The sequence below is a fragment of the Mycolicibacterium gilvum genome, assembly GCF_900454025.1.
In the GTDB taxonomy this organism is placed as follows: Bacteria; Actinomycetota; Actinomycetes; order Mycobacteriales; family Mycobacteriaceae; genus Mycobacterium; species Mycobacterium gilvum.
Genome location: NZ_UGQM01000001.1, coordinates 1,602,373 through 1,621,878, shown reverse-complemented (window position 1 = coordinate 1,621,878; position 19,506 = coordinate 1,602,373). Strand labels below are relative to the sequence as shown.

Annotated in this window: 23 protein-coding genes; 13 read left to right on the top strand and 10 right to left on the bottom strand. The window is 69.4% G+C overall.

Features of this window, described 5'->3' with window-relative positions:
* Positions 1-24: 24 nt before the first annotated feature.
* On the bottom strand, positions 25-750 hold the full coding sequence (locus DYE23_RS07690; protein ID WP_013472457.1) for a ferritin-like fold-containing protein: 726 nt from the start codon (positions 748-750) through the stop codon (positions 25-27).
* Positions 751-1,002: 252 nt separating this feature from the next.
* Between DYE23_RS07690 and DYE23_RS07685 the strand changes: the two genes are divergently transcribed.
* The gene (locus tag DYE23_RS07685; protein ID WP_013472458.1) at positions 1,003-2,520 is read left to right on the top strand and encodes a DEAD/DEAH box helicase; all 1,518 of its coding nucleotides are present in this window, start codon (positions 1,003-1,005) and stop codon (positions 2,518-2,520) included.
* Positions 2,521-2,529: 9 nt separating this feature from the next.
* Positions 2,530-3,738 (top strand): Rv3212 family protein, encoded by a 1,209-nt coding sequence (locus DYE23_RS07680; protein ID WP_041788062.1) that lies wholly within the window; start codon positions 2,530-2,532, stop codon positions 3,736-3,738.
* Here the strand turns inward: DYE23_RS07680 and DYE23_RS07675 are convergent.
* On the bottom strand, positions 3,735-4,529 hold the full coding sequence (locus DYE23_RS07675; protein ID WP_013472460.1) for a ParA family protein: 795 nt from the start codon (positions 4,527-4,529) through the stop codon (positions 3,735-3,737). The two genes, DYE23_RS07680 and DYE23_RS07675, sit on opposite strands and share 4 nt — an antisense overlap.
* 102 nt (positions 4,530-4,631) lie before the next feature.
* Here DYE23_RS07675 and DYE23_RS07670 point away from each other — a divergent pair, with 102 nt between their 5' ends.
* Genes DYE23_RS07670 through DYE23_RS07660 form a run of 3 tightly spaced genes read left to right on the top strand, consistent with a single transcriptional unit; the run spans position 4,632 to position 6,864 of the window.
* Positions 4,632-5,243 (top strand): acid phosphatase, encoded by a 612-nt coding sequence (locus DYE23_RS07670; protein WP_013472461.1) that lies wholly within the window; start codon positions 4,632-4,634, stop codon positions 5,241-5,243.
* Positions 5,240-6,337, top strand: coding sequence for an isochorismate synthase (locus DYE23_RS07665; protein WP_013472462.1), 1,098 nt, complete (start codon positions 5,240-5,242; stop codon positions 6,335-6,337). Before DYE23_RS07670 ends, DYE23_RS07665 begins: the two co-directional genes overlap by 4 nt.
* Positions 6,334-6,864: a GNAT family N-acetyltransferase gene (locus DYE23_RS07660; protein WP_115326922.1), complete on the top strand. Its 531-nt coding sequence runs from the start codon at positions 6,334-6,336 to the stop codon at positions 6,862-6,864. Before DYE23_RS07665 ends, DYE23_RS07660 begins: the two co-directional genes overlap by 4 nt.
* Here DYE23_RS07660 and DYE23_RS07655 read toward each other — a convergent pair.
* Complete coding sequence (locus DYE23_RS07655; protein ID WP_013472464.1) at positions 6,798-7,250, bottom strand: hypothetical protein; 453 nt, start codon at positions 7,248-7,250, stop codon at positions 6,798-6,800. The two genes, DYE23_RS07660 and DYE23_RS07655, sit on opposite strands and share 67 nt — an antisense overlap.
* Positions 7,247-7,690 carry a type II 3-dehydroquinate dehydratase gene (gene aroQ / locus DYE23_RS07650; protein ID WP_013472465.1) on the bottom strand — a complete coding sequence of 148 codons (444 nt, stop codon included), beginning with the start codon at positions 7,688-7,690 and terminating at the stop codon, positions 7,247-7,249. The genes DYE23_RS07655 and aroQ overlap by 4 nt, the downstream gene beginning before the upstream one ends.
* Before the next feature lie 79 nt (positions 7,691-7,769).
* Here aroQ and DYE23_RS07645 point away from each other — a divergent pair, with 79 nt between their 5' ends.
* Both DYE23_RS07645 and DYE23_RS07640 read left to right on the top strand, forming a co-directional pair.
* Positions 7,770-8,726, top strand: coding sequence for a diacylglycerol/lipid kinase family protein (locus DYE23_RS07645; protein WP_011895520.1), 957 nt, complete (start codon positions 7,770-7,772; stop codon positions 8,724-8,726).
* Between the two features lie 271 nt (positions 8,727-8,997).
* Positions 8,998-9,252, top strand: a complete 255-nt coding sequence (locus DYE23_RS07640; protein WP_011895521.1) for a WhiB family transcriptional regulator — start codon at positions 8,998-9,000, stop codon at positions 9,250-9,252.
* 103 nt (positions 9,253-9,355) lie between these two features.
* Here DYE23_RS07640 and DYE23_RS07635 read toward each other — a convergent pair whose 3' ends face one another.
* A complete protein-coding gene (locus DYE23_RS07635; RefSeq protein ID WP_115326921.1) occupies positions 9,356-10,846 on the bottom strand; it encodes a two-component system sensor histidine kinase PdtaS in 1,491 nt (496 codons plus the stop codon).
* 53 nt (positions 10,847-10,899) lie between these two features.
* Positions 10,900-11,115 (bottom strand): biotin/lipoyl-binding carrier protein, encoded by a 216-nt coding sequence (locus tag DYE23_RS07630; protein WP_006245864.1) that lies wholly within the window; start codon positions 11,113-11,115, stop codon positions 10,900-10,902.
* Between the two features lie 175 nt (positions 11,116-11,290).
* Between DYE23_RS07630 and DYE23_RS32010 the strand changes: the two genes are divergently transcribed.
* On the top strand, positions 11,291-11,386 hold the full coding sequence (locus DYE23_RS32010; protein WP_006245863.1) for a 50S ribosomal protein bL37: 96 nt from the start codon (positions 11,291-11,293) through the stop codon (positions 11,384-11,386).
* A gap of 66 nt (positions 11,387-11,452) precedes the next feature.
* Here DYE23_RS32010 and rsrA read toward each other — a convergent pair whose 3' ends face one another.
* Both rsrA and DYE23_RS07615 read right to left on the bottom strand, forming a co-directional pair.
* Positions 11,453-11,782, bottom strand: coding sequence for a mycothiol system anti-sigma-R factor (gene rsrA, locus DYE23_RS07620; RefSeq protein WP_115326920.1), 330 nt, complete (start codon positions 11,780-11,782; stop codon positions 11,453-11,455).
* Complete coding sequence (locus DYE23_RS07615; protein ID WP_085978071.1) at positions 11,779-12,441, bottom strand: sigma-70 family RNA polymerase sigma factor; 663 nt, start codon at positions 12,439-12,441, stop codon at positions 11,779-11,781. Before DYE23_RS07615 ends, rsrA begins: the two co-directional genes overlap by 4 nt.
* Before the next feature lie 229 nt (positions 12,442-12,670).
* Here DYE23_RS07615 and DYE23_RS07610 point away from each other — a divergent pair, with 229 nt between their 5' ends.
* Genes DYE23_RS07610 through DYE23_RS07600 form a run of 3 tightly spaced genes read left to right on the top strand, consistent with a single transcriptional unit; the run spans position 12,671 to position 14,830 of the window.
* Complete coding sequence (locus DYE23_RS07610) at positions 12,671-13,162, top strand: YbaK/EbsC family protein (RefSeq protein WP_115326919.1); 492 nt, start codon at positions 12,671-12,673, stop codon at positions 13,160-13,162.
* Positions 13,163-13,171: 9 nt separating this feature from the next.
* Positions 13,172-14,017, top strand: coding sequence for an SDR family oxidoreductase (locus tag DYE23_RS07605; RefSeq protein ID WP_115326918.1), 846 nt, complete (start codon positions 13,172-13,174; stop codon positions 14,015-14,017).
* A 33-nt stretch (positions 14,018-14,050) separates the two neighbouring features.
* Positions 14,051-14,830, top strand: a complete 780-nt coding sequence (locus tag DYE23_RS07600) for a class I SAM-dependent methyltransferase (protein WP_115326917.1) — start codon at positions 14,051-14,053, stop codon at positions 14,828-14,830.
* 4 nt (positions 14,831-14,834) lie between these two features.
* Here DYE23_RS07600 and DYE23_RS07595 read toward each other — a convergent pair whose 3' ends face one another.
* Both DYE23_RS07595 and DYE23_RS07590 read right to left on the bottom strand, forming a co-directional pair.
* Positions 14,835-16,292 carry a DUF7782 domain-containing protein gene (locus tag DYE23_RS07595; protein ID WP_276051470.1) on the bottom strand — a complete coding sequence of 486 codons (1,458 nt, stop codon included), beginning with the start codon at positions 16,290-16,292 and terminating at the stop codon, positions 14,835-14,837.
* A 47-nt stretch (positions 16,293-16,339) separates the two neighbouring features.
* The gene (locus DYE23_RS07590) at positions 16,340-17,125 is read right to left on the bottom strand and encodes an SOS response-associated peptidase (protein WP_099962643.1); all 786 of its coding nucleotides are present in this window, start codon (positions 17,123-17,125) and stop codon (positions 16,340-16,342) included.
* Between the two features lie 36 nt (positions 17,126-17,161).
* Between DYE23_RS07590 and aroA the strand changes: the two genes are divergently transcribed.
* Together aroA and rsgA are read left to right on the top strand one after the other, a co-directional pair.
* Positions 17,162-18,502, top strand: a complete 1,341-nt coding sequence (gene aroA / locus DYE23_RS07585) for a 3-phosphoshikimate 1-carboxyvinyltransferase (protein ID WP_115326915.1) — start codon at positions 17,162-17,164, stop codon at positions 18,500-18,502.
* Positions 18,499-19,479, top strand: a complete 981-nt coding sequence (gene rsgA, locus DYE23_RS07580) for a ribosome small subunit-dependent GTPase A (RefSeq protein ID WP_011895531.1) — start codon at positions 18,499-18,501, stop codon at positions 19,477-19,479. The genes aroA and rsgA overlap by 4 nt, the downstream gene beginning before the upstream one ends.
* Positions 19,480-19,506: the final 27 nt, after the last annotated feature.

Sequence of the window (19,506 nt, the reverse complement as noted above, 5' to 3'; positions counted from 1 at the left end):
TCCCCGCGCCGGTGCGCCGCCGGCTCAGCCCAGCCCGAGCTCCTGCATCCGGGCGTTGTGGGTGTTCTGCAGACGGTCGAAGAACTCGGTCATCTGCGACAGGCCACCGCCTGCCATCACCAGATCGACGAGCTCATCGTGGTCGGCCATCACGAACTGGGCCTGCGTGATCGCCTCACCGAGCAGGCGGCGCGACCACAGCGCCAGGCGGTGCCGCTGCCGGTCGCTGGCCGTCACCGCGGCGCGGACCTCGGCGACGACGAACTGAGAGTGCCCGGTCTCCGCGAGCACCGACCGCACCACCTCGGCGGCCTCGTCGGGCATCACATCGGCGATCTGCAGATAGAAGTCCGCGGCCATCGCGTCACCCACGTAGGTTTTGACGAGTGCCTCCAGCCAGGTGCTGGGCGTGGTCAGGCGGTGGTAGTTCTCCAGTGCGGACGCGTAGCGGGTCATCGCCGGAACCACATCGACGCCGCGGCGCCCGAGCGCGTCGCGGAGCACCTCGTAGTGCTGCATCTCCGCGGCCGCCATCGCGGCCATGTTGATACGACCGCTGAGATTGGGCGCCATCCTGGCCTCTTCGGCGAGGCGGTAGAAGGCCGCGACCTCGCCGTAGGCGAGCAGTGCGAACAGTTCGGTGATGCCCGCGTGATCGAGAGAGATCGGCGGCGCGTCAGCGTGCCCGGACAGGTCCCCCAGCTCGCCCGTCGGGGCGGACGCAGCAGCCTCAGACGGCGTCGAATTCATGCCCCAACCTTAGACTCCAGCGGCCACGATGCCGCTTCTGCGCAGTCGACCGGCTACCATGGGCGATGGTGTCGGTGTGCGTGCCGACTGTTCGAACCAGCTCACGCCGGCAAGTTCTCGCCGCAGACACCTAAGAAATGTGCGTGCACGCGGTGGCCCGCCTCCTCAGCGCAGGGCCCGCGAAGTTCTCTTCACAACTCGTGCGCGCGTGGACCCGCATGAGGAACAAGTGAAAGGCTTCGTTTACCGAGCATGACTCCGGTTACCACACACCCCAATCCCACATTCGCCCAGCTCGGAGTGCGTGACGAGATCGTCCGCGCCCTCGCCGAGAACGGCATCGAGCACGCTTTCGCGATCCAGGAGCTGACGCTGCCCCTGGCCCTGGCCGGCGACGACCTCATCGGTCAGGCCCGCACCGGCATGGGCAAGACCTTCGCGTTCGGCGTGCCGCTGCTGCACCGGATCACCACCGACACCGAGCGGCCACTGACCGGCATTCCGCGCGCGCTGGTCGTCGTCCCGACCCGCGAGCTGTGCATCCAGGTCTACGAGGACCTCGTCCACGCGTCGAAGTACCTGATGGCCGACGACACCCGCAAGCTGACGGTCACCGCGATCTACGGTGGCCGCCCCTACGAACCCCAGATCGAGGCCCTGCAGAAGGGCGTCGACGTCGTCGTCGGCACCCCGGGCCGACTGCTCGACCTGGCCCAGCAGGGCCATCTGCAACTCGGTGGGCTCAACGTGCTCGTGCTCGACGAGGCCGACGAGATGCTGGACCTGGGCTTCCTGCCCGACATCGAGCGCATCCTCAAGCAGATCCCGGCCAAGCGCCAGGCCATGCTGTTCTCGGCCACCATGCCGGACCCGATCATCACACTGGCCCGCACGTTCATGACCCAGCCGACGCACATCCGGGCCGAGGGCGTTCAAGGGTCGGCCACCCACGACACCACCGAGCAGTTCGCCTACCGTGCGCACGCGCTCGACAAGGTCGAGATGGTCGCCCGCATCCTGCAGGCCGAGGGCCGCGGCGCCACGATGATCTTCACCCGCACCAAGCGCACCGCCCAGAAGGTCGCCGACGAACTCGGTGAGCGCGGCTTCAGGGTCGGCGCGGTGCACGGTGACCTGGGACAGAGCGCGCGCGAGAAGGCCCTCAAGGGGTTCCGCAACGGTGACGTCGACGTCCTGGTGGCCACCGACGTGGCGGCGCGCGGTATCGACATCGACGACATCACCCACGTGATCAACTTCCAGATCCCCGAGGACGAGCAGGCCTACGTGCACCGCATCGGCCGCACGGGTCGTGCCGGCAAGACCGGCATCGCGGTGACGCTCGTCGACTGGGACGAGCTGCCGCGCTGGTCCATGATCGACAAGGCGCTGGGGCTCGACACGCCCGATCCCGCCGAGACGTACTCCAACTCTCCGCACCTGTACGACGAGCTCAACATCCCGACCGAGGCCGGCGGCTCCATCGGTAAGCCGGCGCGCTCGGCGGACAAGCCCAAGCGTGAGCCGCGGGAACCCCGCGCCGAGCGGCCGGCACGCGACCGCACCCGGCGCCGTACCCGTGGCGGCCAGTCGGTCAGCGGCCACCCCGAGGGCACTCCCGACGCCGCGGACACATCCTCGTCAGAGGCTTCGGATTCCGACAGCGCAGGCGACGGCGCACCCCGTCCCGCCCGCCGGCGTCGCCGTCGCCGCCCCAACAAGGCCTCAACTGCAGGGACGGCCGCAGGGACGTCCGCGGGCACCAACTAACCGACTGCGTTGGTCAAACCCGAACGCCGCACTCGGGCGGACCTGGTGGCGGCTGCTGCGATCGCCGGGGTCATCGTTCTGGTGGCAGCGGTCGTGTGGTGGACCAGTGATGCGCGGGCAACGCGCAGCACACCCGCCGCCGAGCCGCTCCCGAGCCTGAAACCGGCTGTCGCGGTACCGGATTCGCTGACCCAGTTGTGGACGGCGCGCAGTGGGGAGACCACCCGGCCGCTGGTCGTCGGCGGCGCCGTCGTCACCGGGGACGGCCAGGCGATGCAGGGCCGCGAGCCCGCCACCGGCGACGTCGTGTGGAGTTACGCCCGCGATCTGGATCTCTGCGGTGTCACGTGGGTCTACAACTACGCGGTGGCCGTCTATCCGGATGCGCGCGGGTGCGGCCAGGTCAGCACCGTGGACGCGAAGACGGGGCGACGCGGCCCGGCGCGCACCAGCTACGCCGACCGCCACGTCACGCTGTCCGGTGACGGCAGCACAGTCCTCTCGCAGGGCGAGACCCGTCTGGAGATGTGGCGTTCGGACATGGTCCGCATGCTCAGCTACGGTGCCCTCGACGCACCGATCAAGCCCGGCGTGCCCGCCACTCCGCTGTGCCGATTCGTGTCCGCAGGGGCGAGCTCCGACTCGGTGTCGGTGCTGGAGGCCTGCGAATCGCAGGATCTGCGCCTGACCCTGCTGCGCCCATCCGATGAAGAGGACTCCCCCGAGGCGAAGTACGTCCAGCAGACGGGCGTCGCCGACGGGACCGGCGCCCGGGTGGTCGCGGTCAGCGACACCTACACCGCCCTCTACGTCCCGACGCCTAAGCCGAGGCTCGACCTCATCGACGACACCGGTGCGACGGTCGACACCACGATCGTCGACGGTCCGCCGTCGCCGGAGGCGACCATGTCGAAAGCCGGCGACCTGGTGACGTGGTGGACCGGCGACGCGCTGATGGTGTTCTCCGGCAACGACCTTCGATACAAGTACACCGTCGCGGCGACGGGTCCGGACGCGCCGGTGGGTCCCGCGACGATCATGGCCGGCAAGCTCCTGGTGCCGGTCACCACCGGCTACGACGTGTTCGATCCGGAGACGGGTACCGGCGAGAAGCACATCCCGGTGCAGCGACCGCCGGTCGACGGTCCGGTCGTGCCGGCGGTGGCGGGGACGACGGTGCTGGAGCTGCGGGGGGACGACCTCGTCGCGCTCGGCTAAAGGTCCGGCGTGAACGTGGCGAGATCCTTGCCCGTCTTCCAGTGCTTGAGCAGCGCGTCGGCGAACTCGCGGTAGGCCATCGCCCCCTTGTTCTTGCGGCCGGTCAGCACCGAGGCGCCCGACGCGCTGGCCTCCGCGAATCGCACCGTGCGCGGAATCGGCGGCGCGAGCACCGGCAGGCCGTAGCGGTCGACGACGTCGAACAGCACGTCACGGCTGTGGGTGGTGCGCGAGTCGTAGAGCGTGGGCAGCGCGCCCAGCATCTTCAGATCCGGATTGGTGATGGCCTGAACGTCGGACACCGTTCGGAGGAACTGGCCGACGCCGCGGTGGGCCAGCGTCTCGCACTGCAACGGGACCACGACCTCGTCGGCGGCTGTCAGCCCATTGAGCGTCAGCACGCCCAGCGACGGCGGGCAGTCGATGATCACGACGTCGAACTCGGCGCTGACCTTGTCCAGCGCCCGCTTGAGGGCATGCTCGCGGCCCGCCCGCATCAGCAGCATCGCCTCGGCACCCGCGAGATCGATGTTGGCCGGCAGCAACGACATGCCCTCGGGGGTCTCCACGATCGCGACGTCGGGTTCGACATCTCCGAGCAGCACTTCGTGGACGGAGACGGGCAGTTTGTCCGGGTCGTGGCCGAGCGAGAACGTCAGCGAACCCTGGGGGTCGAGGTCGACGAGCAACACCTTCTTGCCCTGCTCGACCATCGCCGCGCCGACCGATGCCACCGTCGTCGTCTTGGCGACTCCGCCCTTCTGATTGGCGACCGCAAGTACCCGAGTCACTGTTCCCATCCTGCCGCCCATCCTGACATCTTGGCCCTCCCCTGTGCATGTTCACCGGCACGTTCGTGTGACAAACCTCGACGTACGGCAGAATCGGACTCTGTGGGCCTCCTGCAGCACCGTCTGATCCTGCTCCGCCACGGTGAGACGGAATGGTCGAAATCGGGCAAGCATACGAGCAGTACCGAACTTGAGCTCACCGAGCATGGCCGGGCACAGGCCCGGGCCGCGGCAGACACGCTGAAGCAGATGGAACTCGACGATCCCTACGTGGTGAGCAGCCCGCGGGTGCGCGCCACCACGACCGCCGATCTCGCCGGCCTGACCGTGGACGAGGTCAGCCCGCTGGTGAGCGAATGGGATTACGGCGACTACGAGGGCACCACCACCGCCGACATCCGTAAGGCCGTGCCGAACTGGCTGGTCTGGACCCACGGATGCCCGGGCGGCGAGACCTCGGCGCAGGTGTGTGCGCGGGCCGATCAGGCCATCGACGTTGCGCTGGGGCACATGGAGTCGCGCGATGTGGTCTTCGTCGGGCATGGGCATTTCTCCCGCGCCGTCATCACCCGCTGGATCGAGCAGCCCGTCTACGAGGGCATCCGGTTCGCGATGCCCGCGGCGTCGATCGCGGTGTGCGGCTTCGAGCACGGTGTGCGCCAGCTCAGTGCGCTGGCCCAGACCGGTCTGCCCAACCCGGCCGTGTCGACGTGACCCGCGAACCCACGTTCGTCTTCGCCGGCCCCGACGGTGTGGTCGTCGGCGAGGGCGTGCACACCGCCTTCCCGCACATCGCGGACGCCCGGGCCGCGCTGGCCTCGCACAGTTCACCGATTGTGGTGGGCGCGTTGCCTTTCGACCTCTCCCGTCCCGCGGCCCTGATGCGCCCCCAGTCGGTGCGGTTCACCGACGTGATGCCGGAGGGACCCGGGCGTGAGCTGGCGTCGACCGAGATCACCGAGACGTCCCCCGACGCCGATGAGCACCGCCGGCGTATCGGGGTGGCCCTGGCCCGGTTGCGCGATCCGGCCGACCCGCTGGACAAGGTCGTGCTCGCCCGCGCGCTGCTGCTGACCGCGCAGGGCCGCCTGGACGCCAGGACGGTGCTGGACCGTCTGGCGTCCGCGGACGCGCAGGCGACCAAGTACCTGGTGGATCTGTCCGCGGCCGGTGAGGGCTACTCGGGCACCGCCCTGGTCGGCGCCAGTCCGGAACTGCTGGTCGCCCGCCACGGCAGGCAGGTGCTGTGCCGCCCGTTCGCCGGCTCCGCCCCCCGCAGGCCCGACCCCGAGGACGACGCCGCCAGCGGTGCCGCCCTCGTCGAATCGGACAAGAACCGTCACGAACACCAGCTGGTGGTCGACGCGCTGCGCGCCGCGCTGGAGCCGTTGTGCACCGACCTGCAGATCGCGCCGCGGCCCCAGCTGACCAGGACCGCCGCGGTCTGGCATCTCTACACGCCGATCACCGCGACGCTGCGCGAAAGGTCCACGACCGCTTTGGATCTCGCCGTCGCACTGCACCCGACCCCGGCCGTCGGCGGGTCCCCCACCGACCGCGCGGTCGCGTTGATCGACGAACTGGAGGGCGATCGCGGGTTCTACGCCGGCGCGGTCGGGTGGTGCGATCAGCGCGGAGACGGCCGCTGGGTGGTGTCGATCCGGTGCGCGCAACTGTCCGCCGACCGCCACACCGCGCTGGCGCATTCCGGGGGCGGCATTGTCGCCGAATCCGATCCCGGAGCCGAACTCGACGAGACGACCACGAAGTTCCGCACCATCCTGTCAGCGCTGGGAGTCGAGTCATGAGCAGGCGGGGCGAGCGAAGCGACGGGGGAAACATCTGCATCCGTGCCGTCCGCCCCGGCGACGAGGCGGAACTGACGGCGATGATCCACGAGCTCGCCGAGTTCGAGCACGCCGCCGAGGAATGCACCGTCACCGAAAGTCGGCTTGCGCAAGCGCTTTTCGGTCCCGATCCGGCGGTGTACGGGCACATCGTCGAGGTCGACGGACAGGCTGCCGCGACCGCGCTGTGGTTCCGCAACTACTCGACGTGGGACGGCGTGGCCGGGATCTACCTGGAAGACCTGTTCGTGCGCCCGCAGTTCCGCAGGCGCGGCCTCGGGCGCAAGCTGCTCGCCACCCTCGCGCGCGAGTGCGTCGACAACGGTTACTCGCGGCTCAGCTGGGCGGTCCTGGACTGGAACGCCAACGCGATCGCGCTCTACGACGGTGTCGGCGGGAAGCCGCAGACCGAATGGATCACCTACCGGGTGTCGGGGCCCGGCCTGTCGGAGCTGGCCTCCCGCGACGTGCCCGGGTCGGGTTCCTGAGTGAGCCAGTGCAGCCCCGACGGGCTGAACAACCCGGCCAGCACCGTGATCGCCGCGGCCGCCACGACCGCCGCGTAGCCCGCCCAGCCGGAACTGAACACGTACCAGGCCACGGGCAGCAGCACCAGGTTCGCGAACACCGCGATGCCGCGGCCCCACCGTCGGCCCGTCCACAGCGCCCAGCCGGCCGCCGCCACCCCCGAGCCCATGATCGTGAACCACCCGGCGGTCCCGTATCCGCTGATGGCGTCCTCGTGGTGACCGGCCGCTTCGCGGACCACCAGCACCACGGCCATCAGAAGCGCCAGTGCGCCTTCGAGTGCGGCGATCGCGCCGGCGAGGCGCACCGGGCGGGGCGTGAACATCCGGGAATCGCGGAAGGTCACGGCCCGAGCCTGTCAGCCAGGAACTGCACGGCCATCTCGTAGCCGAGGGGTCCGGCGCCGGCGACCACCATGTCCGCGACCGCCGACACGTAGGAGTGGTGGCGGAACTCCTCCCTGGCGTGGATGTTGCTCAGGTGCACCTCGGCCACGGGCAGGCCCACCGAGCGCAGCGCGTCGGCGATCGCCACCGAGGTGTGGCTGTAGGCGGCCGGGTTGATGATGATGCCCACGCATTCGGTGCGGGCGGCGTGGATCGCGTCCACGAGGACACCTTCGTGATTGCTCTGGACCGCACGGACCTGCAGACCGGCGTCCTTGGCCACCTCGGCGACCTTCGCTTCGATCTCGGCAAGGGTCGTCGAGCCGTACACCTCGGGCTGCCGGGTGCCCAGCAGGTTCAGGTTCGGCCCGTTGAGGAGGAGCAGGCGGCGTTCGGTCACCGTTGTACGGTACCGGCGCCATCGCCCGGCACGAGCACTTGCGACCCCGAGACCTCCGCGCCCACTAGGCTCGGGCCCCGTGCGTGCCGTGCTGATCGTGAACCCCAATGCGACGTCGACGACGCCGGCGGGCCGAGACCTGCTGGCGCACGCGCTGGAAAGCCGCGTCGAGCTGTCGGTGGTGCACACCGACCACCGCGGCCACGCGATCGAGATCGCGCAGGACGCCGCCCGCGGGGGTGTCGACGTGGTCATCGTGCACGGCGGTGACGGCACCGTGAACGAGGTCGTCAACGGCATCGTCGGGCAGTGCGGCCCGGGCAATCCCGCCCCCGCGGTCGGGGTGGTTCCCGGCGGATCGGCCAACGTGTTCGCCCGCGCGCTGGGCATCAGCCCGGACCCGATCGAGGCCACCAATCAGCTCGTCGACCTGCTCGGCGCCTTCCGGCGCGGAGGATCGTGGCGGCGTATCGGCTTGATGGACTGCGGCGAACGCTGGGGTGTCTTCACCGCGGGCATGGGCGTCGACGGCGACGTGGTGGCCGCCGTCGAGGCGCAGCGCGCCAAGGGCCGCAAGGTCACCGCATCGCGCTACATCCGCGTCGCAGTCCGCGAGATGCTGGCCGCGACCCGCAAGGAGCCGCAGCTGACGCTGCACCTCCCCGGCCGGGAGCCCGTCGGCGGGGTGCATTTCGCCTTCGTGTCCAACTCCAGCCCGTGGACGTACGCAAATTCGCGTCCGGTGTGGACGAACCCCGACACCACCTTCGAGACGGGCCTGGGTGTCTTTGCGACGACGAGCATGAACATCTGGGCCAACCTGGGACTGGCGCGGCAGATGAACTCCCGCAAGCCCCGACTGGACGCCAAACACCTGATCCGTGACGACGACCTCGCCTGGGTCGAGGTGACCAGCGACACCCCGGTCGCATGCCAGATCGACGGAGATTTCCTCGGGCCTCGCGACAGGATGCGTTTCACCGCCGTGCCCGGCGCTCTGCAGGTGGTCGCGCCACCGGCGAGAATGGGGCGCTGAACTGCGCAGACCGGCGTGGGCAGGAGAAAGGTTCCGAGAAAGCCCCGCATGATTTCGGGCGCAGATGGGTAGAGCGTAGTACAGCAGTGTGAGGGCCCGGGTACCCGACCCTTGAAGTGAGATAGCCCACGAGTTAACGAAGTTCTATTGACATCTGTTCAGCCTGTGAAAGCATCTATTGCAACAGCACGGAAACATTTCGTGCCTTTGCGTTAACAGCCGATGTAAAGCTCATGCGCCCTTCTGCGCGCATATGAAAGGGAGTCAGACCATGGATTGGCGCCATAAGGCGATCTGTCGCGACGAGGATCCGGAACTGTTCTTCCCGGTGGGAAACAGCGGCCCGGCCCTTGCCCAGATCGCTGACGCGAAGCTCGTCTGCAACCGCTGCCCGGTCACCGCGGAATGCCTGAGCTGGGCTTTGGAGTCCGGCCAGGACGCCGGCGTGTGGGGCGGCATGAGCGAGGACGAGCGCCGTGCGCTCAAGCGTCGCAACGCCCGGACGAAGGCCCGCACGAACGTCTGAGCGCTCCTCGATCTACACCGATACGGCCCCGACAAAAGTCGGGGCCGTACTCGTGTGTAATCAATTCAACTGAAATCAGGCCTAACAGAAATGGCATAAAGCGTCAGTACTGACTGACGCGCACGCGCCGTCCGATGGGCACCCGCAGGACCACATCGGTGCCGCCCTCGGCCGCCTCGTGCATGCCCAGTGATCCGTCGAGCTCCGCCGAGACCAGCGTGCGCACGATCTGCAGACCCAGTCGATCCGACTTCTCCAGGCTGAATCCCTCGGGCAGACCGCGCCCGTCGTCGTGCACGATGACGTCGAGCCAGCGGGCCGACCGCTGCGCGCGGATCGTCACGCAGCCCTGCGGCGTCTCCGCGTCGAAGGCGTGCTCCATCGCGTTCTGGACCAACTCGGTGATCACCATCGTCAGGGCCGTCGCACGGTCCGCATCGAGCACACCGAGATCGCCGACACGGTTGATCCTGATCGGAGAGTCCACCGCCGCAACGTCATTCATGATCGGCAGGATGCGGTCGATGACCTCGTCGAGGTTGACCTCCTCGTCCACCGACATCGACAGCGCGTCGTGGACGAGCGCGATCGACGACACCCGGCGCACCGACTCCATCAGCGCCTCGCGACCTTCCGGGTTGTTGGTCCGGCGCGCCTGCAGGCGCAGCAGCGCGGCGACGGTCTGCAGGTTGTTCTTCACCCGGTGATGAATCTCGCGGATCGTCGCATCCTTCGACAGCAGCGCACGGTCACGCCGCTTCACCTCGGTGACGTCGCGGATCAGCACCGCAGCCCCCACGCCCACGCCGTGCACCCCCAGCGGCAACGTACGCAGCAGAACGGTCGCCCCGCCGGCGTCCACCTCCATGCGCATGCTCGATCCGCCCGCGAGCGAATCACGGACGTGATTGGCCAGTTCCTGCGCCTCGAAGGTATCCGCGATCAACGGCCTGGTGACGGTGACGAGGTTGTGGCCCTCCAGCTCGGCGGACAGCCCCATGCGGTGGTACGCCGAGATCGCGTTCGGGCTGGCGAAGGTGACCACGCCGGCCTCGTCGAGCCGGATGAAGCCGTCACCGACGCGCGGGCTCGACCGTGACATCGCCAGGTCCCCAACGTTGGGGAACGTGCCCTCCGACAGCATGTGCAGCAGATCGCCGGCGCAGTCGACATAGGCGGCCTCCAGCGGGCTGGCCTGACGCGGCGCCAGCGATGTCTGGTGGGTCAGCACCGCGACGACGTCGCTGCCGTGGCGCACCGGAACCGCCTCGACGTTGAGCCCGGGCGAACCGAACTCACCGTCGACGGTGGCCCGACCGATGTCGCCGGAACGGAACGCGGCGGCCACGATCGGGATGTCGTCGGCTTCGGCGAGGGTGCCCACCGCGTCGGCCAGCAGCACCGTCGGAGCGGTGTTGGGACGCACCTGGGCCACGCACACGAGGTGGCCGTCGTCGCGGCGCACCCACATCAGGTAGTCCGCGAAGGATAGGTCGGCGAGCAGCTGCCACTCGCCGACCACCGCATGAAGGTGGTCGACGGCGTTGCCGGGCAGAATCGTGTGCTCGGCGAGCAGATCACCGAGGGTCGACATGGCCTGAGAAGTCTAGGAAGAGAACGTGGTCGCGGTGTTGTACGAGGTCAGAGCTAACTGATGACCGCGATCAGATCGCCGGCCTGGATCACGTCGCCGACCGACACGCTGACCTTGCTGACGGTTCCGGCGACCTCGGCGAGGACGGGGATCTCCATCTTCATCGATTCGAGCAGCACCAGGGTGTCGCCTTCACCGATCTGATCGCCTTCGTGAACCACGACCTCGAGCACACTGGCCACGATTTCCGCGCGAACATCCTCGGCCATCTTCACCCCACTCCCTCAACTCCGGTGCTGGACGCGTCCCATCGAACCACACCGTCGGTGCCGCTGTCGCCGGTGACGGTCCGCGGGCAAATTGGTGTCGCACAGCGGACATGCGACAATGAGCGCAACCCACCCCCGCGCGGGGCAGTTCCCATCGACTACTCGGAGGTACCCCATGGCCAAGCGTGGCCGTAAGAAGCGTGACCGCAAGCACTCCAAGGCCAACCACGGCAAGCGGCCCAACGCCGGCTCGAAGTCCGTAGGTCGCTGACCTCTCGCTGACAGCAACGAAACCGCCCGGCCTCGTCGCGAGGCCGGGCGGTTTCGTGTTCGGGAGTCAGCCCTGACGGATGATCGTGGTCTGGCTGATCTGGATGCGCAGCCGCTCCCGGAAGCCCTCGGGTGCGCGCTCGCCGCTGCACTTGGCCGCGATCAGGCGTTTGATCTTCTCCTCGACGCCGTAATGCCGTAGGCAGGCAGGGCACTCTTCGAGATGCTGCCGGAGTTTGTCGCGCGTCTCGACGGTGCACTCACCGTCGAGCAGCGTCCACACCTCGGCGATCACCGCGGCGCATTCGGGATGCTCGGGGTCGATCGGGCCCACCGGCGGAGTCCAGCGTTCCTCCGGGTTGTCCGTGACGCCCCCGCCGCCCTCGATACCGCTCATGACGTGACCTCCTCGGGTGCCTCAAGCTGCTCGCCGCGAATGAATCCGCGATCCCGGGCGACCCCGGCCAGCAGTTCGCGCAGCTGGCGTCTCCCGCGATGCAGACGCGACATCACCGTGCCGATCGGCGTCTCCATGATCTCGGCGATCTCCTTGTACGGGAAGCCCTCGACGTCGGCGTAGTACACCGCCATCCGGAAGTCTTCCGGCAGCGCCTGCAGAGCTTCCTTGATCTCGCTGTCGGGAAGCAGCTCGAGCGCCTCGACCTCGGCCGAGCGCAGCCCCGTCGAGGTGTGCTCGGCGTTGGCGGCCAGCTGCCAGTCGGTGATCTCCTCGGTCGGATACTCCGCAGGCTGACGCTGCTTCTTGCGATAGCTGTTGATGTAGGTGTTCGTCAGGATCCGGTACAGCCACGCCTTGAGGTTGGTTCCCTCCCGGAACGAACGGAACCCCGAATAGGCCTTGACCATCGTCTCCTGGAGCAGGTCCTCGGCGTCGGCCGGATTGCGCGTCATCCGCAGCGCGCCGCCGTAGAGCTGGTCGAGCAGCGGGATGGCGTCACGCTCGAATCGCGCGGTCAGCTCGGCGTCGGTCTCCTCCCGCGCCTCGCCCGCGTCGGCCGGCGCGGGTGAGGCGGCCAGCCCGTTGGTGTCGGTCATCGTGGGGAACACCGTCCCTTCTGTAGCGGCGCCGCCGATCACGTCCAGCACGAACACCGAACGCGATGGGGCTTTCATGGCCATCACTGGCACCATTGATTCCTCTCCAGATCCTAGAGGCTGACACCGACGACCACCGGTGACCGGCTCTGATTCCCGCTCAGCCGGTCAGAACAACAGCGCGCGCGGGCGAGCTTGTTCCCGCGCCGCGGCGGCCTACGCTGTCCCGGTGGCACGTGCAGCGACACCGGCGATCGCAGCTCTGGTCGCGGCGGGCGTTGCCCACGACGTCGTGCAGTACCACCACGACCCGCGCACCGAGTCGTTCGGCGACGAGGCCGTCAGCGAGCTTGCGGGCGCCGGCGGCCTCGCACCCGAGCAGATCTTCAAGACGCTGGTGGTGTCGCTCCCCGGAGGTCTGGGTGTGGCGGTCCTGCCCGTGCCGTCGAAGCTCTCCCTGAAGGCGGCCGCCGCGGCGCTGGGCGCCGCGAAGGCCACGATGGCCGATCCGGCCGCTGCGCAGCGATCGTCCGGATACGTCGTCGGCGGCATCTCACCGCTCGGTCAACGCAAGGCACTGCCCACCGTCGTCGACGCGTCGGCGCTGAACTGGGACCGGATCCTGTGCAGCGCGGGCAAGCGTGGATGGGACGTCTCGCTGGATCCGCGGGACCTGGTACGGCTCACCAATGCCGTGACCGACGACATCTGCGCGCTCTAGGGTGGGCGCATGTCTCTTGCGGGTAAGACCATGTTCATCTCGGGCGCGAGCCGCGGTATCGGCCTCGCGATCGCCAAGCGGGCCGCCGCGGACGGCGCCAACATCGCGCTGGTCGCCAAGACGGCCGAACCTCATCCGAAGCTGCCGGGCACCGTCTACACCGCGGCCGAGGAGATCGAGGAGGCCGGTGGGCAGGCGCTTCCCATCGTCGGCGACGTCCGCGACGGCGACTCGGTGGCCGCCGCGGTGGCACAGGCCGTCGAGAAGTTCGGTGGCATCGACATCTGCGTGAACAACGCCTCGGCGATCAATCTCGGCTCGATCGAAGACGTTCCGCTCAAACGCTTCGACCTGATGAACGGCATCCAGGTGCGCGGGACCTACGCGGTGTCGCAGGCGTGCATTCCGCACATGAAGGGCCGCGACAACCCGCATATCCTGACCCTCTCACCGCCCATCCTGCTGGAGTCCAAGTGGCTGCGCCCGACGCCGTACATGATGGCGAAGTTCGGAATGACCTTGTGCGCGTTGGGGATTGCTGAAGAATTGCGCGATGCGGGCATCGCGTCGAACACGCTGTGGCCCCGGACCATGGTGGCGACGGCGGCCGTGCAGAACCTGCTCGGCGGTGACGAGTCGATGGCGCGCTCCCGCAAGCCCGAGGTGTACTCCGATGCGGCCTACGCGATCCTGACCAAACCCTCGAGCTTCACCGGCAACACGCTGTTGTGCGAGGACGTGCTGCTGGAGGCCGGGGTGACGGACCTGTCGGTGTACGACTGCGTGCCGGGTTCCGAACTCGGAGTGGACTTCTGGGTCGACTCCGCCAATCCCCCGGGCTACACCGGCCCCTAGCCCGGTGCGCGCCGGCCGTGGCACGCTGGGCCCGTGACCTCCTCGACATTCTGGTCCGCCGGACGCTACGACGCGGTCGGCGACCGCATCGCCCCGATCGCCCGTGAGGTCGTCGACGCCGCCGACGCTCGCCGACCGCTGCGCGATGCGGCCGTCGTCGACCTCGCGTGCGGCACCGGCAGCGCGGCTCTCGACGCCGCGGCGCGCGGCGCCCGGGTGACGGGCGTCGACATCACACCGGAGCTGATCGCCATCGCCGCCGAACGCGACGGCGCCGCCGCGGTGCGCTGGCGCACCGGCGACGCCTCGGACACCGGCCTGCCCGCGACGTCGTTCGACGCGGCGGTGTCCAACATGGGCATCATCTTCGTCGAACCCGCACGGCAGGTCGCCGAGGTCGCCCGGTTGCTCAAACCCGGTGGCGTGTTCGCCTTTTCGTCGTGGGTCCGCAGCGTGAGCAACCCCCTGTTCGACCCGGTGCTCGCTGTGCTCGGACCGCCGGCGACCTCGACGTTCTCCCCCGATCAGTGGGGTGACGAAGCCGTCCTGACCGAGCGACTGGGCTCGCAGTTCGACGGTGTCGACGTCCGCCGCGGCGATCATCGGTGGGAGTTCGAATCGATGACCGCGGCGATGCGCTTCCTCACCTCGGAATCACCGATGCACGTCGAGACCTTCCGTCGGGCGGATTCATCGCAACGTGCGCGTCTCGCAGCGGAATTCGAGGATGCGCTGCGGCCCCACCTGGAGCCGTCCGGGTCCGTCGCGTTCCTGTCGCCCTACGTCGTGGTCACCGCGACGCTGCGTGGCTGAGAACTCACCCGGCCTCATAAAGGATGCCGCGTCCGATCGCCTCGCGGACCACCGGCATGGCCGCGTCGGCCAGCGCGTCCGCATCGACCCCGTGGTAGCCGGCCAGCAGCTCGATCAATGTTCCGAGCGGCACCTCGCCGCGGCAGCCCGCGAACAGTGCGCGCGACACCTCGTCGACGCCGATCACCGCCGCTGGGCCGCCGGGGCGGCGAACCGCGGACCCGACCACCTGCCACCCGTCCGGGCCCGGGAGCGACTGCTCCTCCAGGAAGACCGGGGCTGTAGACAGCTTCGCAGCGAGAAGCTGCTCGTCGCCGGTGCGGTCCAGATACTCGCGGCGAGCGAAGAACGCGCCGACCTCAGGACCGGTCAGCGCCTCGCCGGCGCCGGTGATCTCCTCGACGACCTGGTCGGGCGAACGGGTTTCGCCGTCGCGCGGGGCGCGCAGGGTGATCATGCCCATTCCGACCCCGGCGATGCCCTCGGCGTCGAACCAGTCCAGCCACTCGCCCCCACGGCGCGCGGCCTGTTCCGGCGACTCCCCCGCATCCGAGGTCCACAACGACACGTAGCTGACCGGATCGGCGAACTCGCGCTGCACCACCCAGGCGTGCAGACCGGTGTCCGCCAGCCACCCGTGGACACGCTCCTGCCAGTTCTGCGGGTCGCGCACGATCCAGTTCGCCATGATCTGAGCAGTGCCGCCGGGACGGAGGTGATCGCGGACCTGTGCGATCAGGTTCTGGCACAGGCCGTCTCCGGCCATGCCCGAGTCGCGGTAGATGTAGTCCAGTGACCCGGTGCCCACCACGAACGGCGGATTGGACACGATGAGGTCGAAGCGTTCCCCGGCGACGGGCTCGAACATGCTGCCGCACCGCAGATCCCACGACATCCCGTTGAGCCGCGCGGTCGCGGCGGCCAGCGCCAGCGCCCTCGGGTTGGTGTCGGTCGCGACGATCTCGTCGCAGTGCGCCTCGAGGTGCAGCGCCTGGATCCCGCAGCCAATGCCGAGATCGAGGGCACGCCCGACCGGATCGCGGACCACGGCGTGGGCGAGTGAGACCGACGCTCCCCCGATGCCCAGGACGTGGTCGCGCCGCACCGGGCCGGCGCGCAGCGCGGCGTCCTGGTCGGAGACCACCAGAAAGTCGGCGGCTCCGTCGCTGGTCGGGCGGATGTCCAACGCGGCCCGCAACGCACCGTCGGGGGTCTGCTCCAGCACCCCGTTGTCGATCAGCGCGTCGACGTCGGAAGTGGGGACGGCGAGCGCCACCCGGTCCTGGGCCTCCTCGGTGCCGAGCAGGAACAACCGGATCAGCGTGGCGAGGCGTTCCCGGTCCGCCGCGGCCCGGTCGGTGGCGCGCAACGCCGACCACCACAGCCCCCGGCTGAACGCCGCGCCCGCGTCGGCGCCGAGAAGATCAGCGACGCCGTCGGTGGTGTAGTTCGCCGACCGCATGTCGGCCGCGATCGCGTCGACGACGGAGCCCGCGTGCAGCGGTCCGGTCACAGCAACGTGCCCTGTTCGGCCTGCGGCGTGACCGGCTCGATGAGCTCGGGCCCGTTGTTGCGGACACTGTTCACCAGCCTCGACACCTCGCGGATCTCGATGCGGTCCAGGTCGCCGTGCCCGCGCAGCAGCCCCTCATCGATCGGCGCATCGGGGTCGAGCCAGCGGTCCCAGTCGGGCTCGCTGATCGTCAACGGCATCCGGTCGTGGATGTCGGCGAGCTGCGCGGCCGCGTCGGTGGTGATGATCGTGCAGCTCAACAGCGGCTTGGCACCTTTCGGCGCGTCCTTGGGGCGCCAGGTGGTCCACAGCCCCGCCATGAACAGCGGTTCCCCGTCGCCCGCATACATGTAGTACGGCGTCTTCGCGCCCTTGGTGCCCTTCCACTCGTACCAGCCGTCCATCGGCACCAGGCAGCGCTTCGTCTTCGCGGAGCTGCGGAACGCCGGCGACGAGGTCACCTTGTCCGATCGCGCGTTGATGAGCAGGGGGCCGCTCTTGGTGTCGGGCCCACCGTCCTCGCCGGCCTTTACCCACGGCGGCACCAGACCCCAGCGCATCAACCGCACCCGGCGCGTCGACTCGTCCTCCGGCTCGCTGTGCCGTTTGACCACCGTGGCGACCGTGGTGGTCGGCGCGACGTTGTAGTTGGCAGTGGGGTAGTTGGCCGTCGGGTAGTCGGCCGTCGGCCGGTCCTTCGACGCCGCCGTGCTCTCGTCGATGGCCTTGATCTTTTCGGCCAGTAACGCCGGATCGGTGGTCACCGCGAATCGCCCGCACATGAACCCCATGGTGGCAGAAAGTCCCGACAGGCCAGAATGGTCGGTGTGAGCAACTGGCCGGCCCCGTCGACCGCGACCCCCGTCCACGCGACCGTCACCGTGCCCGGCTCGAAATCGCAGACCAACCGCGCGCTGGTGCTCGCGGCGCTGGCCGCGCGGGAAGGCTCGTCGCGCATCAGCGGTGCGTTGCGCAGCCGCGACACCGACCTGATGATCGGCGCGCTGGAGACGCTCGGCCTGTCGGTCGCGGCCTCCGACAGCGATCCCGCCGACCTCACGGTCAGCGGGACGCTCGCCCCAGCGGCCGAGGCCCGGGTGGACTGCGGGCTCGCCGGGACCGTGCTGAGGTTCGTGCCGCCGATCGCCGCGCTGAGCGCACAGACCGTCACCTTCGACGGCGACGAGCAGGCGCGGTCCCGCCCGATCGCCCCTCTGTTGGACGGCCTGCGCACGCTCGGCGTCGACATCGACGGCGACGGGTTGCCGTTCGCGGTGCGCGGCACGGGAACGGTCGCGGGCGGGACGGTCGAGATCGACGCGTCGGGTTCGTCGCAGTTCGTGTCCGGGCTGTTGCTGTCCGGCGCCGCGTTCACCGACGGCCTGACGATCGTGCACACCGGCGACTCCGTGCCCTCGGCCCCGCACATCGCGATGACGGTGTCGATGCTGCGCGACGCCGGAGTGGAGGTCGACGACTCGGCGCCGGACCGGTGGCGGGTGTCGCCGGGCCCCATCGGGGCGCGGGACTGGGTCATCGAGCCGGACCTGTCGAATTCGGTCCCGTTCCTGGCGGCCGCCGTGGTGAGCGGGGGCGCGGTGCGCATCACCGGGTGGCCGACGGTGAGCATCCAGCCCGCCGACACCATCCTGAAAATCCTCGCCGGCCTCAATGGCGAAGTGCGCAAGGGTAGTTCGTACCTCGAAGTCCAGGGTGCGACGAACTACGGTGGCATCGACGTGGATCTGCGTGATGTCGGCGAGCTCGCCCCGTCGGTCGCGGCGATGGCCGCGCTCTCCGATCCCGGCTCGGTGTCGCGGCTGCGCGGCATCGCCCATCTGCGAGGGCACGAGACCGACCGGTTGGCGGCGCTGAGCACCGAGATCAACGGCATCGGCGGCCAGTGCGAAGAGACCGAGGACGGTCTGGTGATCACGGCGCGCGAGATGCACGGCGGCACCTGGTCCTCCTACGCCGACCACCGGATGGCCACCGCGGGCGCGATCATCGGGCTGCGGGTACCCGGGATCGAGGTCGAGGACATCGGCACGACCGCCAAGACCCTCCCGGACTTTCCGCAGCTGTGGGCCGACATGCTCGGCGGGCAGACCGACGACCTGCAGCAGGGCCCCTCGGCGAGGGAGACCCCGGGCCGTTGAGTCCCCGCGAGTACGACGAGACCGATGTCCGGGTGCGCCCCGGACGCGGCTCGCGTCCGCGGACCAAGACCCGCCCCGTGCACGCCGACGCCGAACACGCGATGGTGGTCACGGTCGATCGGGGCCGGTGGGGATGCGTGCTCGGCAACGATCCCGGGCGCCGCGTCACGGCGATGCGGGCCCGCGAGCTCGGCCGCACCCCGATCGTCGTCGGCGACGACGTCGACATCGTCGGCGACCTGTCCGGCCGCACCGACACGCTGGCGCGCATCGTGCGCCGCGGTGAACGACGAACTGTCCTGCGGCGCACCGCCGATGACACCGATCCGACCGAGCGCGTCGTCGTCGCCAACGCCGATCAGCTGTTGATCGTGGTGGCCCTGGCCGACCCGCCACCGCGCACCGGCCTGGTCGAGCGGGCGCTGATCGCGGCCTACGCCGGCGGGCTCGTCCCGATCCTGTGCCTCACCAAGACCGACCTGGCACCCGCCGAACCGTTCGCCGAGCAGTTCCGCGACCTCGACCTGACGGTCCTCACCGCGGGCCGCGACGATGCGCTGGAGACGGTGGACGCGCTGCTGGCCAACAAGGTCACCGCACTACTGGGCCACTCCGGTGTCGGAAAGTCGACCTTGGTCAATCGTCTTGTCCCCGAGGCTGATCGGGCCACGGGTGCGGTGACCGACATCGGCCGGGGTCGGCACACCTCGACGCAGTCGGTGGCGTTGCCCCTGCTCCACGGCGGGTGGGTGGTCGACACGCCGGGTATCCGGTCGTTCGGCCTGGCGCACATCGCACCCGACGACGTGGTGATGGCCTTCTCCGATCTCGCCGACGCGATCGACGGCTGTCCGCGCGGCTGCGGCCACATGGGCCCGCCGGCGGACCCGGGCTGCGCACTCGATGCGCTGACCGGCGCGGCCGAGGGCCGCGTGCACGCAGCCCGCCGACTCCTGGCTGCGCTGCGGGAGAGCTGACATCGGCGTCACAACGGGTTTGCAGCG

Bases quoted from the DNA above. Each gene is read 5' to 3' on its own strand.
- DYE23_RS07615 (WP_085978071.1), bottom strand. From the start codon at position 12,441: ATGACCGACACCAACGGGCTGGCCGCCTCACCCGCGCCGGCCGACGCG.
- DYE23_RS07605 (WP_115326918.1), top strand. From the start codon at position 13,172: ATGTCTCTTGCGGGTAAGACCATGTTCATCTCGGGCGCGAGCCGCGGT.
- DYE23_RS07660 (WP_115326922.1), top strand. From the start codon at position 6,334: ATGAGCAGGCGGGGCGAGCGAAGCGACGGGGGAAACATCTGCATCCGT.
- DYE23_RS32010 (WP_006245863.1), top strand. From the start codon at position 11,291: ATGGCCAAGCGTGGCCGTAAGAAGCGTGACCGCAAGCACTCCAAGGCC.
- aroA (WP_115326915.1), top strand. From the start codon at position 17,162: ATGGTCGGTGTGAGCAACTGGCCGGCCCCGTCGACCGCGACCCCCGTC.
- DYE23_RS07685 (WP_013472458.1), top strand. From the start codon at position 1,003: ATGACTCCGGTTACCACACACCCCAATCCCACATTCGCCCAGCTCGGA.
- DYE23_RS07595 (WP_276051470.1), bottom strand. From the start codon at position 16,292: ATGCGGTCGGCGAACTACACCACCGACGGCGTCGCTGATCTTCTCGGC.
- DYE23_RS07635 (WP_115326921.1), bottom strand. From the start codon at position 10,846: ATGTCGACCCTCGGTGATCTGCTCGCCGAGCACACGATTCTGCCCGGC.
- DYE23_RS07640 (WP_011895521.1), top strand. From the start codon at position 8,998: ATGGATTGGCGCCATAAGGCGATCTGTCGCGACGAGGATCCGGAACTG.
- rsrA (WP_115326920.1), bottom strand. From the start codon at position 11,782: ATGAGCGGTATCGAGGGCGGCGGGGGCGTCACGGACAACCCGGAGGAA.
- DYE23_RS07590 (WP_099962643.1), bottom strand. From the start codon at position 17,125: ATGTGCGGGCGATTCGCGGTGACCACCGATCCGGCGTTACTGGCCGAA.
- DYE23_RS07690 (WP_013472457.1), bottom strand. From the start codon at position 750: ATGAATTCGACGCCGTCTGAGGCTGCTGCGTCCGCCCCGACGGGCGAG.
- DYE23_RS07630 (WP_006245864.1), bottom strand. From the start codon at position 11,115: ATGGCCGAGGATGTTCGCGCGGAAATCGTGGCCAGTGTGCTCGAGGTC.